Origin of the sequence: uncultured Methanospirillum sp., from assembly GCF_963668415.2 — an archaeon.
In the GTDB taxonomy this organism is placed as follows: domain Archaea; phylum Halobacteriota; class Methanomicrobia; order Methanomicrobiales; family Methanospirillaceae; genus Methanospirillum.
In genome coordinates this window covers 1,403,536-1,419,155 of the sequence record NZ_CAXXDL010000001.1, presented here as the reverse complement: position 1 = coordinate 1,419,155, position 15,620 = coordinate 1,403,536, and the positions used below count along the sequence as shown (strand labels likewise).

Annotated in this window: 12 protein-coding genes and 1 pseudogene; 4 read left to right on the top strand and 9 right to left on the bottom strand. The window is 44.6% G+C overall.

Going from position 1 to position 15,620, the window contains the following annotated elements:
• Positions 1 to 423 precede the first annotated feature (423 nt).
• Positions 424 to 3,195 (top strand): NosD domain-containing protein, encoded by a 2,772-nt coding sequence (locus ACHZA2_RS06490; protein ID WP_319579032.1) that lies wholly within the window; start codon positions 424 to 426, stop codon positions 3,193 to 3,195.
• A gap of 150 nt (positions 3,196 to 3,345) precedes the next feature.
• Here ACHZA2_RS06490 and ACHZA2_RS06485 read toward each other — a convergent pair whose 3' ends face one another.
• The gene (locus ACHZA2_RS06485; protein ID WP_394698510.1) at positions 3,346 to 3,540 is read right to left on the bottom strand and encodes an META domain-containing protein; all 195 of its coding nucleotides are present in this window, start codon (positions 3,538 to 3,540) and stop codon (positions 3,346 to 3,348) included.
• A gap of 286 nt (positions 3,541 to 3,826) precedes the next feature.
• On the opposite strand from ACHZA2_RS06485, the gene ACHZA2_RS06480 reads away from it, so the two are divergent.
• Positions 3,827 to 4,789 carry a hypothetical protein gene (locus ACHZA2_RS06480; RefSeq protein WP_394698509.1) on the top strand — a complete coding sequence of 321 codons (963 nt, stop codon included), beginning with the start codon at positions 3,827 to 3,829 and terminating at the stop codon, positions 4,787 to 4,789.
• Between the two features lie 2 nt (positions 4,790 to 4,791).
• The gene (locus ACHZA2_RS06475; RefSeq protein ID WP_319579029.1) at positions 4,792 to 5,682 is read left to right on the top strand and encodes a mechanosensitive ion channel domain-containing protein; all 891 of its coding nucleotides are present in this window, start codon (positions 4,792 to 4,794) and stop codon (positions 5,680 to 5,682) included.
• A 253-nt stretch (positions 5,683 to 5,935) separates the two neighbouring features.
• Here the strand turns inward: ACHZA2_RS06475 and ACHZA2_RS06470 are convergent, their stop codons facing one another.
• From ACHZA2_RS06470 to ACHZA2_RS06445, 6 genes and pseudogenes are all read right to left on the bottom strand, one after another.
• A complete protein-coding gene (locus tag ACHZA2_RS06470; RefSeq protein WP_319579028.1) occupies positions 5,936 to 6,454 on the bottom strand; it encodes a YqhA family protein in 519 nt (172 codons plus the stop codon).
• A gap of 116 nt (positions 6,455 to 6,570) precedes the next feature.
• On the bottom strand, positions 6,571 to 6,885 hold the full coding sequence (locus ACHZA2_RS06465) for a hypothetical protein (protein ID WP_319579027.1): 315 nt from the start codon (positions 6,883 to 6,885) through the stop codon (positions 6,571 to 6,573).
• Between the two features lie 77 nt (positions 6,886 to 6,962).
• The gene (locus tag ACHZA2_RS06460) at positions 6,963 to 7,229 is read right to left on the bottom strand and encodes a hypothetical protein (protein WP_319579026.1); all 267 of its coding nucleotides are present in this window, start codon (positions 7,227 to 7,229) and stop codon (positions 6,963 to 6,965) included.
• A 58-nt stretch (positions 7,230 to 7,287) separates the two neighbouring features.
• On the bottom strand, positions 7,288 to 9,402 hold the full coding sequence (locus ACHZA2_RS06455) for a PAS domain S-box protein (protein ID WP_319579025.1): 2,115 nt from the start codon (positions 9,400 to 9,402) through the stop codon (positions 7,288 to 7,290).
• A complete protein-coding gene (locus ACHZA2_RS06450; protein ID WP_319579024.1) occupies positions 9,403 to 9,939 on the bottom strand; it encodes a PAS domain-containing protein in 537 nt (178 codons plus the stop codon).
• Positions 9,940 to 9,951: 12 nt separating this feature from the next.
• Positions 9,952 to 10,650: pseudogene (locus ACHZA2_RS06445) on the bottom strand (histidine kinase N-terminal 7TM domain-containing protein); the annotation flags it as partial.
• A gap of 420 nt (positions 10,651 to 11,070) precedes the next feature.
• Between ACHZA2_RS06445 and ACHZA2_RS06440 the strand changes: the two are divergent.
• Complete coding sequence (locus ACHZA2_RS06440) at positions 11,071 to 13,776, top strand: right-handed parallel beta-helix repeat-containing protein (protein ID WP_319579023.1); 2,706 nt, start codon at positions 11,071 to 11,073, stop codon at positions 13,774 to 13,776.
• A 144-nt stretch (positions 13,777 to 13,920) separates the two neighbouring features.
• Here the strand turns inward: ACHZA2_RS06440 and ACHZA2_RS06435 are convergent, their stop codons facing one another.
• Entirely contained in the window at positions 13,921 to 14,715 is a 795-nt protein-coding gene (locus tag ACHZA2_RS06435; RefSeq protein ID WP_394698508.1) for a 4'-phosphopantetheinyl transferase family protein, read from the bottom strand.
• Positions 14,716 to 14,927: 212 nt separating this feature from the next.
• The gene (locus ACHZA2_RS06430; protein ID WP_319579021.1) at positions 14,928 to 15,080 is read right to left on the bottom strand and encodes a hypothetical protein; all 153 of its coding nucleotides are present in this window, start codon (positions 15,078 to 15,080) and stop codon (positions 14,928 to 14,930) included.
• Positions 15,081 to 15,620 lie beyond the last annotated feature (540 nt).

The window sequence follows — 15,620 nt, the reverse complement described above, 5'->3', positions numbered from 1 at the left end:
TCCCGACGCTTGACTCCTAAAAATCATTGATATTGGTCAGCAAGGTCACCAGAGTATTGCTTCATTACCTGAATCCCTGATTTGTACCATTCCCTACTATAATAGAAATCTCATCTCGCGAATGTAATATCAGAACATTAATAATAACACAAAAATAAAACCCTCCCACTTGTACCTGGGTGGTACAGATCTGAACGGTGGGGAAACAATGGGCGTGTGTTTGAGGCTATATACATTTTTTATTCACAAAACTCTGGTAGAAAAGCCGGAGAACGGGATCGGGTTACCTGAAGTCACAGTGGTATCTGCGAAGTCTGGTAATGCCTTCCTCCATGAAAATTCAGATGATACAACTCTCATAGCAGGATCGCCGGGAGCGCTATCATATCCTGAAATAGTTATGTGGGATTGCGGGGGTGCTCTATGAAATATCCGGGCATCCTTCTCCTTGTTGCAATTCTGTTTGGTATCTTCTTTCTACCATGCAGTGCCCTCCCGGGGCCGATAGAGGAGGGTATCAGTGCGGCAGGACTCGAATTGCGGGGAGATATCATCTCGCCAATCGATCTCCAATCAGGGGGTAGTGATACTCCGGGGCCAGAGCCTGATTATGCTGAGGAGCAGATCACCGAAAGGGAGCACCGCACCGACGTGAGCGAGATTATGGCTCACGGACAAGAGGGAGTTGTCCCGCTCTCACGTCTGACTGCCGGGGAGATAAACACCGTTTCCTCCTCACAAGCAGGACTGGCAGAGACGGGAATGAAAACCCAGGGTGGCTCTGTCATACTGGTCCCGGTTACACCAAGCCCCGAGGGCTCTGGATACTCGTATCTGTATCCTGACAGCGATACCGATTACTGGATCTATGCTCCGGGAACCTATACTCCTGAATCTGATATAACGGCTATCAATCCTGCTGTGATCACGATAACTGCTCCAGCAGTACATCTTGATGGAAATGGTCATACCATCACCGGAAATGGGACCGGAACCGGGATTATGCTCACAAATTCCAGCATTACCGTCGGTAATTTCTCTCTGATATCAGGGTTTACCTCCGGCCTTACCAGTACCGGAGAAGAGTCGGTGATCAGGGACAGTGTGTTCACCGGTAATTACAACGGGGTCAATTCAACTGGTACCTCATCCATCATCAGCCGGATTACTGCCATGAACAATACTGAAGGTATCCTGGCCTCAGGATCACATACCACCATCCATGATTCGGTCACATCGTTCAACAAGGATGTCGGCATCGTAACCGTGGATGGCACGAACATCAGTATCAGAGACAACGTTGTTGAAAATAACACATATGGAGCGATGCTGCTCCTTGGATCAAAGAACGAGATCAGAAACAATACCGTCCGGTACAATGGAGATGGTATTGAATCGGTCGCGAAGGGGACGGTAATCGCAGATAATATTATCTCATCAAACCTGTATGACGGAATCTGGGCATTTGGAACGAACGCCACGATATCAGGCAACACGATGACAGGCAATGAAGATTGTGGTGTTTATTCACCCGGTGACAGAGCGGTTATCACGAACAATATATTTGATGCCAACCAGTATGGCATCGACGCACGAGGAAACGATACAGTCATAACCGGTAATATGATCCGGAACAATACTGCTTATGTTGTATATATGGCCGGGTTAAATTCAACGATATCAGGAAATGTTGTTGAAAACAATCGCAGGGGGATAGTGGTAATCAAAGACAACTCTACGATAACCGGCAATTCTATATACGCAACCAAAAAGGTAGCCATCTCTTCATACATTTTCAATGGAACGATCACAGGAAATATCATCGATAATACCTTGACCGGAATCCATTTCGTTGGTAGAAATTTCATCGTGCAGGATAATGTCATCCGGAATGCTACCTCATCAGGCATGTCATCCTGGGGTACCAATGAGATCATTTCCAACAATACCATACAGAACTCAACCAGAGGGATCTACCTGGGTAGCGAATCGGTTACCGTATCTGATAATGTTTTTGTAAATAACTCTGAATCAGGCATCTGGGCAATTTATAGAAACCAGACGATTATCCGGAATTCGATCTCCGGGAGCCAGATCGGGATCAACATGAGCATGGGTGGGAATACCGTGGCTGAGAACTATATCTCCGGCAATGAGTATTATGGGCTCCAATTTACCGGTAATGACACGGTTATCAGGGAAAATTGTGTTGTTAACACCAGGAATGTTGGAGTTATGACCTACGGAAATTCTGTTACATTCACTAGGAATGATGTACGCAACAATATGATCGGCATGTTTTCATTTGGGAATAATACGGTCATATCAGAGAACATCATGAATTCCAACCGGCTTCTGGGTCTGGGATATGGAGGAGTCAATACGACGGTGTCTCAAAACGAGATAGTCGGCAATAAAGTGGGAGGGCTCGAGGTTGACGGGTCCTACACCGTTGTATCGCAGAACAATATCAGCAGGAATGGGCACAGTGGGATCTTTATGTCAGCAGATTATGCATCTTTGGTCGATAACCGGTTCGAATCGAACAGGTACGCATTTTCCCCATACGTTGCCATGGATACCCTTCTGTTCACAGGCAATACACTTCAAAACAATACCGATGCGGGAATATACCTGGACAATACCAGCATCGGTGGGAACGGATCGGTATACAACAACTACTTTGGCAACCTGAAGAATGTTGACGGAGAGGGGGATGCATCACAGTTCAAGTGGACAAACCCTGCCGGTCCACAGCAAGGAACCAGTGTGGTTGGCGGCCCGTATCTTGCTGGCAACTTCTGGAGCAACCCGAACGGGACCGGCTGGTCTGACCTGCAGCCTGTAAACCCGAACGGGTATGTCACGACTCCGTATCCGGTCTTTTCCGGGGCGAATGACACCGCACCGCTGGTCAGGCCCGGAGTGATCCCGGTCACTCTGACAGCCAACTTCACGGCAGTCAATGTGACCGGTGTTCCGCCGCTCACGGTCCGATTTATCGATCTCTCAACCGGGTATCCGACGAAATGGAGATGGAACCTTGGGGACGGATCGTACTCGACACTGCAGAATCCGGTCCATACCTACCAGGGGATTGGGAGATACACGATAACCCTCGAGGTTGAGAACAACGATGGATCCGCAATCGTGAGAAAACCAACGTTTGTGAAGACAGTACGGCCACAGCGGTAATCCGGGAAGAATTTGTGCCATATCCGATACTCCCGGTGATTTTTTTATCGTTCGGACCTGTTTTTAATTGAGAGTAGTCACTTCTCCTGATTCATCTCCATACCGATCTGATGGGACTATAAGGAGGGATCAAAAGATGTAGAATATCCTTTAGGAATCCTTACTCTCCCTCTTCTCTGATTTTATAAAGAGAAGGGAATTCCCTTCAGTATCCGAGAGTGATACCTTCTGGTCTTCAATCTTATAGGTCCTGGCTGCTTCCAGAAGTTTTAAAAAGATCTGTTCAGTTTCCATATTGGTGGCACTCACTACCCCCATGATAAGGAGGAAGACAAGTGTGAGCACACCAACCGATAATGGATCTCATACAATCCGGTAGTTGCAATTTCATATGAAATTATCCTAATGAGCAGATTAGGAAAATGCAGTATCTGCGTTTATTTTTTAAAATATCTCCGATTTATCAGATTGGGCAGCCGTCTCCATCCACTGCCTGTACCATCTGGGGCTGCATGAGCAATCGCTAAAACCTATAAACAGTAGTATATCACCATAGAGAGTAATGGATGGATTACACTCAGCTGATTCTGGACAAATAGAAACCCAAATCTGGCCAGATGATACTGAACAATTGCTCCATGTAATCGACGAGGGATTATCTGGAAAAATTCGTAATATCGCAATTATTTCAGAATACCTTGCAGGAAGAGAAGAACTCATCTCAAAAGTTGAGCATGTTCATGCAGGACGAACGAAACGAATTACACTCGCAGAAGCACTGAGCGATCTTTCCATCCTCTCAACTGATAATGATGTTGATATCATCATTGTAGAAAACTGCAGATTTATCTTTAGCAGGATGATCAATGGATTTCATCTGCTTGATGAATTTATTGAAATATTATCGAGAAAGGAGAAGATCTGGATCACTACCTGGAATATACACACCTGGAGATATCTCGTAGCAGTAAAGGATATCGGATCTCTTTTTGGTAAACAAATTGAACTCAAACATAAGAGTGAATCTGATCTTCGAAGTATCATCCTCTCCCAACAACTCAGTTCTCTCTTCTATATTATCGATCCTCCGGTCCCTCGAAGAATGGTGCTTATCCAGAAGAAGAAGACCTTCATAATTCCCATTATCAATAAAACAATAGAATTTTCCTATTATTTTCTTCGATTCCGGTTGCTTGTTGCAATACTCAGGAATAAAAGTCAGGAACTCGAACCATCAGAACTCATTTTCGAGCGACTTCATCAGATATCAAATGGAAACCCGGGAATTGCCTTACAAATATGGCAACATGCTTGTGATGCCTGGGAGATTCGACTCAGTAGCATGAGACCTCCTGTCCTCTCAGGAATATCAGATCCAGATACGGCATATATTCTCTCACTCATTATGTCATACGAGGATGTGCTCGTATCTGACCTTAACCAAGTCATTCCATCAGAAATTAACCTGAATCTTATCATCTCAAAACTTCGGGACAAGGAGCTTGTGATACTGAAAAACGAAAGAGTTCTGATTAAACCGATAGCGTTAGCGGAAATAACCAAAGAATTGAAACGACTCCGGATGGTGTGGTAATAATGGTTGAATCGGGCGCAATTTTACAAAACATCACGAATATATCCAAAATCGCTCCTGATGGGACTCTGCCAGGGCATATGATCAGAACCATTGTTGAACCATCCTGGATAATTTCAAGTTTATTCATACTCGTTATTGGTTACCTGATTGTTTTTGGAATGGATTTTTTCCTTCGCATTCTGTCCGAACAACTTGGAACCAGACGCCATATTCTCGCAATGGTTATCCCGGTCCTCAAGATTTTAGTGTATATCTGTATGGTATATGTGATCCTATCTCCGTTGTTTGATCTCGGATTTACTGAACTTGCAGTATTCTCCGGACTCATCGGAGCTGGACTCGGGTTCGGACTTAAGGATCTTGTTGAGAATATTATTGCCGGTTTTGTCATCATTATTGAAAAACCGTATCAGATTGGAGATAAAATCGCAATAAATGAACAATATGGAGAAGTTATCGATATTGGTCTCATTCAGACTGTTATTGTCACACCAGGAGATAGCAGGGTAACTATTCCTAATTATCTGACAGTTGTTAATGCAGTCTCGAGTTCAAACTCAGGTTCTGCTGAAATGATGGTTGTCACCGATCTCTACCTCTCCTATGATGCTGATATCGATGAAGCGGTCCGGCTTCTCACCGAAGCAGTCATAACTTCCCGTTATGTGTATATCTCTGAAAAAAGGCCGTATATCATTCTTGTCGAAAATTATCCACTGTATCGAAAAATTATTGCCAAGGCATATGTGAACGATCTCAGACACGAATTTACTTTTAAAACTGATATCACAAAAAGAACATGGGAGAGTTATCAGAATGCCGGAATTAAGCCCCCTGATATTATCCGGAGTGGATATCCGATTCCCGTTGATACATTAATTACTCTCTAACTAATACTACCAGAAGAGCCTCCCCTGTCTCATTGCATCAGATATCGAGACGCCAATCCGGTTTTTTGGCGTATAAAAACCCCAACGGTGCCCCGTTGGGGGCCCCAGGTAGGTCCGGTGAAAAGGGCTTTTTCATGCAAAGAAGGACAGGGATAATGGGTTAGCCCGTCTGATCTTCTGGTAGGGGGTGCATTTCTCAACCCGGGGGATCCTTCTTCTCACAACCGGTTGAATATCAGAGTTTCCTTGAAGATTAATGTTCACTATTCCCTGCATGCATGAGATATATCGCTCCGGCGAGACAGAGGATCGAGAACGGCAGGACGATCGCTTTCCAGTCCAGATGTTCTCCGTTTACGATTGAAATCTCAAGGAATTGTACGAAGAGAATAGTTATGATGACCTGGGTGAGGTAAAGTTTCAATTGTGAGATACTTTCTATCTTAATCCATGACGGATATTGATCAGCCTGTACGAAGGCACTATTGACAAACAGCGTATATATGCCAAAGGAAAAGATAAGGAGGATGAGGGCAAACAGGAAACAGTCTATCGCATTGATAACAAGAATAACGATCCCCGATGTTACAGACTCTGGACCATGGGCTTCGATAAGGAGTTGAACGGATTTTCCACTGAGTAGCATAACACCGAGTGCACCTGCAATTTTCAGGGCACCAAGGATGAAGAGAAGAACGGCCCCGATAAAAGAAGAGATTACAGCAATGATGCTGATATACCTGAGTGAAAGAAACGCCTTGATAAGGTCCATAGATGAAAGTATGTTACGACTGCTTCTATAATAGTGTACCTGTTTGTAGTACAGATTACACTACTGGTTTACTTTGAAAAAACGATAAAAAACTATGAATGGTCTTTCAGGTACCATTACTGTGGTAGAATCCTGATAAGCGGATTGGTACTACAGCGGATGGAACCTCCGACAGAATTATGAGCTCCGAACGGGATCCGGTACACCGTAATTCCTTCCTTCTCCAACGCCTTCTGTATCACAGTTCCGGAAAAATGCTCATTATACCCAAGGATGTAATGAGTTTCATCAAGAGGAATCCCGTTTGCTGCAGGTCTGCAAGCCTGATCTATTGGTACTGTGATCTGTTTCCAGTCATGGAACCTGGATGGTATACCATCCGGAAACGCTTCAGGGGAGACAATGATACCAGCTCTTTTTGGAATTGACAACGCTCTATCGAGATGAAGGAACGTATCCGGGAGAGAGGCCTGTTCAACATCATAGCCGAGGGGCTCAGGATAAACCCTCAGCCAGCGATATCCCAGTTCGCTCGAACCGGAAAAGCGGTCTGATCAAAATCACTCTCCTTGATCATACAGGAATAATCAAGAGACGGCATGGCGATCCATTGTGCATCAGATCTCATCAGCCGGTCAAGGAAGAGATTTTTCAGGCTTAAGAGGTCACACCTGCGATACAGAGATCCCATCGAACACTCAATGACCTGGATTCCGATAACCAGAAATGATCCCGGGTAAACTGTTGCGAAATCCCCGATAGATGGATGATTCATGATACCAGAGTGAGTGATTACCATAGGAGATCACCATATGGAGAATCGATCTTTCTCACTATTCAACTGATCTGATTCTATTTGTGGATGTAAATCTCCAAATACCTGCAGGAACAACCATCTCAAATCGAACTCCGGTTCCAAAAATCCCGTTCTCGGTTATTGTTATCCCGGTAATCGAGAGAATTTCCCTGATCAGAAAAAGACCACGACCGGTATTTTTACCAAACCCTTTCTCAAACGCTTTTTCTTTCTCCTCAGGTATGATACCACCCCCATCGTCTTCATACCAGATCATCATAGTTCCTGATTCCTCATGGCTGGAAAGAGAGATCCGGGTCAGGTTTTTCCCATGCCTGACTGAGTTCTCAACCAGGTTGTAGATCACCTTTTCGAGCATATTATCTGCATAGATCTCAACGCCGCCCAGATCCAGGGTTAACCGAATCCCGGACAGTAACCCCTGAATTGCTCGGAACGAAAACAGACCTTCTAAAACCTGCCATGTAGGAGTCGTCTCGCCTAAATTCTGGTATTGTCCGGTAAATTCGATAAGAATCCTGATTTCTTCTGAAGATTGCCGGATAGCATTCAATTTACGTTGGAAGTCCGGGTCTTGTACATCTTCCAGTAACATACCAGAATACGCTGAAGTAACCATGATCCGGTTGAGAATATCATGCCTCGTAACGCTGGAGAGAATCTTCAGTTTATGGTTGACCTGTGAGATGGCCTCATGTGCTTTTCGGATCTCATCGATGTCATGAATCTGAATGATGAAACACGATTCGGTATTGATTATTATTCTGGAGATGGTTACTTCTGCAATAAATGGAGAACCTGTCCGTTTTAACAGTTCCATCTCTATGAGGGAGGCATGAGAATTGTTCTCACTCGTATTGAGAAGAAGTTCGATAGCTTCCTGGTGCAGTCTGATACCCAGATCATCAACATTTTTTCCATGGACCTCAGCATGCGAATATTCGAAGTACTTTTCAAATCCCCGGTTAACTTCAATAATTTGATATGATGAGTCCAGGATAAGGACAGGATCTGGTGTTTTTTCAAATATGGAAACAAATTTCTCCTCATTTTCTCTCAATGCCTGTTCCATCTGTCTCCGAAGGGTTATATCACTCATCAGGAGAAGAATCGCGGGATTCTGACGATACTGAATCCGGGTTCCTTTGATGATAACCGATCTTCGCTTATGATCCCGGCAGAGAATATCTGCCTCATATACCGGGGGTATCCGGCCCTCTATCCGGGACGATACTACCTCCTCACTCTTACTCCTGAATTCATCACCAATATATGAAAACACCGGCTCTGATACGAGATCTTCAAATGAGTATCCAAGAGCAGTTGTCAACGCCGGATTGACATAGAGAATTTTTTTATCATACCCATATACTGCGATGTAATCGGGAAGATTCTCAATAAGTCCACGGTTGAATGATTCACTCTCTTTAAGAGCCTCTTCAGCTCTTTTTCGTTCAGTGATATCTAAAAAGGTTCCAATTAATCCATCTACATGATTTGATATCGTAAAGATCGGAGCTTTATAAAAAATAACATCATGTACAGACCCATCATGATATCGTATTGTGGTTTCGTATTGCTGCCGATGTGGCGTTTGAAACACCTGGAGATCAGCCTGATAAAATATTTCTGCCATCGGTTCAGGCCAGAGCTCATACACTGATCTTCCGATAATCTGGTCACGAGGTTTGCCGTTATATCTCTCAAATTCGGTATTACATCCGGTATATGTCCCCTTAATATCTTTATAGAAGATAGGAATCGGCAGAGTATCCATAAGATCCTGCAAAAACCGGGACTGGTTCTGAACCTCCTCTGTTCGTACCTTCAACTCCTCATTAACATTGAAGAGTGCCCTCTCGGCCTGCTTTCTCTCAGAAATATTTCGGACAGATGCAAGAATTGCAGGATGATTCTCGAATTCGATCTTCGTCAAAAAGAATTCAGCATCAAATGTTTCTTTATCGAGCGGGCAAACGGATCTTCCCTCGAATAATGTATCTTCTCCTGAAAATACCAATTCCCAATAGGTCTGAAGCATATCGACCGGGGTATCAGGATGCGAATAATCCCTGACGTTTGGGAATTGTGCAATAACGGTTTTATCAGGTATATGATAGATGTTGAGCATCTATGCATTTACTTCAAGAATGTTCCCGTCTTTATCATGCACAAATACCGCATCGTGCATACTGTCAAGGATTGTTCGAAGGGTTGATTCTGACCGTTTCAATGCCTGTTCAAATTTTATCCGTTCGGATATTTCGTCATGGAGTTGAACATTTATTGATTTAAGTTCCTCATTCGATTCTGCAAGCAGTATCCTCGTTGATTCGAGTTCGCTGATATTATGAAAGGTGAGAACGGTACCGAGTATTTCTGTATCAGTATCAGAGATCACGGATCGTGTAATTGAATATGACTCCTTTCTTTCTCCGTTTTCAAGAGAGAATACCTGATCCTTTTTGCTCTCCCAGTCTGTATTTGTCAATATTGATACTAATTCCGGCCAGTTTGAGAATACTCTCTTCACATCTACTCCTATCGAATCGTTCGGTTCAAGATTGAAGGCCCTGGCCAGGGACGGATTCATATCAAGAATAAATGCATCGGATGAAAGGATGACAAATGGATCATTTATCTGCTCAAGAACAAGATTTCTTGCCATCGGAAGAAAATCGAGGGAATGATATCTGAAGATTGCAAGGGCGAAAAAAAACCCGATCAGAAGAAAAGGAACTGGAAGATTGAATGCCCAGGGGGGGATGAATCCAGTCAGATAAATGAGATTCCATAAGGCAAGGATGAAGATTCCTATGATGAGACATATATTCCCTTTTTGGTGCCGTTTAGGGTAGAAATAAAGTGTATTAATAAGAAGAAGGAGGCTTCCGACTTCAAAAATTGCACCGTTAATATGATGAATGTAAGCCCAGATACCGTATTGATAATCTAATGAAGGCATCAGACCCTGGGTATTGATAAAAAAATCATGCATGAGGAGATGCTGAAACTGGGGTACCCAGGTGAAAAAGAGAGTGATGGCCGGAATGATAAAGGGAAGAATGGCCCATCGGCTTTTGAAAAAGTCCTTATGATCTGTATATTGCCAGGCCAGAATGAAGCAGAAAACCGGAATTAATGTATAGGACAGATATGCAATCTGCTCAAGAACTATCCATTCCTCCAGTTTTTGAGCAAAGGAAAAAAGGGAATAGTCTAATGCCCAGATGATGAACAAAACCATAAGGGTTTTAAAAGGAAAAATGGCAGGGTTATTCCTGATCTTCTTGGTCCAGATCAGAAGCCAGCAAAAAACTGCTATTGATATGAAATAGATGAGGGAATATGTGGTCGTGAAAAAATCATGCTGGACCATACGTGTATAATTGCTCGTACTTACGCAATAATTCTAGTCATACTCCTGTTAAAATCTTAAACAAGTAAATATTCACATCTTTGTCTCCTCAAATTAGGATGCCGTGATTGGTATACGAATATCATATCAGAACATTAATAATAACTCAAAAATAAAAGCCTTCCAATTGTACCTGGTGGATGTAGATGTACAAGGTGGGGAAGAGATGGAGATATTTTTGGGGAAAAATTACTGGAAAACTGACTTGACTATCGTGAAACCGGAACGAAACCTGATCGTTTCACCCGGGTTTACCATGAACTCAACGGGATCAGACGATGCCTTCCCTGATCGGAATACCAATGATTCAGGTCTCATATCCGGATCGCCTGGAGCGCAACCTCACCCTGAATCCATAATGCCGGATTGCAGGTGTTTCTGATGAAGTTTCAGGGCACTCTCATTGTTGCTGTGTTTGTTCTTGTAATCTGTTCTCTTCCGTGTGGGGCTCTTCCCGGGCCGATAGAAGAGGGGATCAGTGCGGCAGGATTCGAGGTACGCGATGATAGTATCGCCTCAATCGTGTTACCATCGGGATCAAACGATTCCCACATGAGTAAATCAGATGTTGATGATCACCATATCACCGGAGAGGAGCATCATACCGGGATCAGCCAGGTACTGCCTTCAGGACCAGAGGAACCTGTCCCGCTCTCACGCCTGACTGCCGCTGAGATCGAACAGGTTCAATCCTCAAAGGCAGGGCTTGCAGAGACCGGAATGAAAGCCCAGGGCGATGCCGTAGTACTGGTCCCTGTCACTCCAAGCCCGACGGGCTGCGGGTACGCATACCAGTATCCTGGTACTGATACCGATTACTGGATCTATGGTCCTGGAACCTACACCCCGGGATCTGATATATCTGCGATGAATCCCTTTGTCATCACCATTACTGCTCCAGATGTCTATCTGGATGGGAACGGTCATACCATCACGGGAACCGGAACCGGAACCGGGATAATGCTCATGAACTCAAGCATTTCCATCGCTAACGTCTCCAGAATCTCCGGGTTTAACCGTGGCCTCAACAGTACCGGAGTAGATGTGACGATCAGGAACAGTTCTTTTACCAACAATGAGTTCGGGGTTCAGACGAATGGCAACTCAACGCTCATTACCGGGATCACTGCGACTGGTAATACAATTGGTGGCATATTAACATTCGGATCACACTCCTCCATACATGATTCGGCTATCTATGGCAACCAGAACACTGGAATAGTAACCTATGAATGCACGAATATCAGTATCAGGAACAATGTCGTCGAGAACAACACGTATGGATCACTGTTGATTCTCGGATCGAAGAGTGAAATCAGGAACAATACCATCCTGAATAATGGAGGGGGTATCGATACAACCGACGAAGGGGTTGTGATCGCTGACAATGTCATCTCTTCAAACAAGTACGATGGAATCTGGTCATATGGTGATGACGCCATCATATCAGGCAATACGATCTCCGGCAGTGAAAAAAGGGGCATTTACTCTCTCGGTCTGAGAACAGGTATCAGGAACAATTCACTGGATACCAATCCGGAGGGTGTTAATGCATCGGGAAATAACTCAATTATATCCGAAAACACCGTCACGAAGAGTTCAGATGTCGGTATCATTATGCGGGGTGAAAACTCCACAGTTTCATGGAATCAGGTGTCTGGAAACTACGAGGGGATAGGAGTTGTTGGCGGTAACTCAACGATAACGGGCAATACTGTACATGCAACGGAACATGTAGGCATGTACTCATTCAATTCAAATTCGAAGATTGTAGACAATACCGTAGACGATGGGCGTATTACTCTGGGCATAATGGGGGGTAATAACACCGTAACAGGTAATATCATCAGGAATGCGACCCGCACTGGAATATCTGTCTGGGGCTGGGATACTATCGTCGCTCACAATACTGTGCAGAACTCCACCACGGGAATCGATCTCTCGTATGGGTCTGCATCTGTCACCGACAATGTCCTTGTAAATAACTCAAAGTCCGGTATTTTTTCTGATGGTTTTGGCCATGAGATCAACAGAAACGTGATATCCGGGAACCAGAGAGGGATAAACATAACCGGAACTGGTGCTATCGTTGCCGAAAACCATGTATCTGACAACGTGTTTTCTGGTATCGAATCGTCCGGTACCGGGACCGTGATCAGGGGGAATACGGTGGGTACCAACATGTTCATGGGGATATATGTCACAGGGGATGCTGCTTCCATTACCGGGAACAATGCAAGCAACAACTGGGTGGGTATCCTATCAGGTGGGAACAGTTCGGTCATAACAAAAAACATCGTGAACACGAACCGGCTCCTTGGTATCGGGTATGAAGGAGGTACCACCGTGGTCTCTCAAAACGAGATTGTGGGAAATACCATCGGTGGAATTGTGGCAGACGGGTCTGATACGGTCATATCGCAGAACACCATCTCGAATACCGGGTCCGGTGGGATCTTCCTGTCAGCTGGTAACGCATCCGTCACCGGAAATACGCTTCAAAACAATACTGATGCGGGAATATACCTGGATATCACGAGCAACAGTGGGAATGGATCGGTATACAACAACTACTTCGGAAACCTGAAGAATGTTGACGGAGAGGGGGATACAGGCCAGTTTACCTGGACTAACCCTGCCGGCCCGCAGCCAGGAACCAGCGTGGTCGGCGGCCCGTATCTTGCCGGTAACTACTGGAGCAACCCGAACGGGACCGGCTGGTCTGACCTGCAGCCTGTAAACCCGAACGGGTATGTCACGACTCCGTATCCGGTCTTTTCCGGGGCGAATGACACCGCACCGCTGGTCAGGCCCGGAGTGATCCCGGTCACTCTGACAGCCAACTTCACGACAGTCAATGTGACCGGTGTTCCGCCGCTCACGGTCCGGTTTATCGATCTCTCAACCGGGTATCCGACGAAATGGAGATGGAACCTTGGGGACGGATCGTACTCGACACTGCAGAATCCGGTTCACACGTACAACGGGATCGGAAGGTACACGATCACCCTCGAGGTTGAGAACAACCATGGGTCTGCAATCGTGAGAAAACCAACGTTTGTGAAGACGGTACGGCCACAGCGGTAATCCGGGAAAAGGGGTGTGTCATTATCGGCATTCCCGGTTTTCTTTTTTACTGATGTGATCTGATCACCTTCGAATGATCCCTGAATGAGTCAACCTATTCAGAGAGTGGTGTTCATGAAGAATACCAAGAGAGGGCTAATGAATTCATATCCTGGATAGTAGTGAATCCGGAGCCTCATGTAAATCACGATTATTGATATCGCTCACGATAACACAGCACTCGTACTCACCCATCTCTGCAATCCGGAAGAGGTACCATACTCTTTCTCCGCCGAATATCACAGCACTCTCATTGAGGTTTGAAAAATCCGGATAATCCAGATAAGGCAATGAAAAGCCCATACCCACTGCCTTGGAATATGCCTCCCTTGCTGTCCAGATACGATAAAATGTTCGGAGAGAGTCATTCGTGTTCTGAATAAGGCAATCCAGGTCATTTTTTGAAAATAGCCGTTCTGCTATCTTGTTGACCTGAACAGTATCGTCAATTACCTGAATATCAACTCCAATCTCCCGGTTCATTGATATCCCGATAATAAGGCGGTCTTTTGAGTGGGAAGCATTAAAGGATACGGTATCAGGATTTTGATTATTGATATCCGGTTTTCCATAGATGTTTTCATGAAAACTGATAGATACGGGGTTGATATTCAGGTATCTTGAAAGAATCTCTCTCCTTAATCCATACGAGCAGACAGAAAACGCTCTGTTTTCTGGATTAACCATTTTTTCTGCTCTTGCATGCTCTTTCTGAGAAAGATACGGAAGAAAGTGAGATGAGTTCCTGGAGATTTGTACCATATCAATTTCATACAGGTCAACAAATCCGGGTCCGGTATCTTCAGGCCATGGAATCGTCAGCGAAGAGACATAAAAATGTCTTAATTCTGGCCATTCTGAACTATTCATCATTGATATGTTGAAATTATCCTGATTCATCGATCAACAGTAACCTGACTGTCGTGTTGTCCCTGACAATGCATGAATACCTGCGAGTGTTACGGTGGGACTCTCTACCAAACTGGTTGTGAAGTCTTCAGAGTCAATGGAATAGATGATGAGATCATCAAACGCGTTACCTTCTGCATACGCGTTTGCAGAAGTTATAGACTCCTCTCCATAGAAATCCCCCGGTCTGATCTACCTGATGGTTATTTTTCCTTCCACCGTTCGCTAAAAACGTCTTCAAAAACTGTTGTCAGGGTGGAGATGAGTTGAACAGGCTGACCTTCACCCTGCTGAATCTTGTTGGATGTACATGAACTGTGAATGATACGCGTAGAGAGAATTTCGATGATCTCCAATTTCCACCCGCTTACCCTGTAACCATCTCCCGTGTCGGATCCTATCCAACCTGAGAAATCTCATCTGATCCTTCTTTAAGACCCTTCTCAATCACTGATTTCCCTTCGTGCGGGAGGCTGGGAATCCTGTTCTCCCATACAAACGCCTCACCCGGAGCTTCCAAAACCCCAATGGGGCTCATTTGGGGCCCCAGGCGAGACCGTTGAAATGTTTTTCATGCAAAAGTTTGAGTGCTTTCAGATTGGAACAATCTTTATACATCAGCACGAGAAAAGCATTTAAAGCGTCTGCCATATTTCAGATCTCATCACCTATGATCTTCCTCATCTATGGCTCATCCATGATGTGATCAGCGACAAGAGGCAGAAACAAAAAGACAAGTGAAATATGTAAATGGAGGAGTGCCAGGATGTACCATCATTCTTTTAGTACTCGTACATCCAATGGAAAGCATTGATCCTGCTATTCTGTAAATTGATCACATGAAGGTGAATCACAATTACCCGAAAAACCAGCCCGACAGAAAGTAATACCCCGGA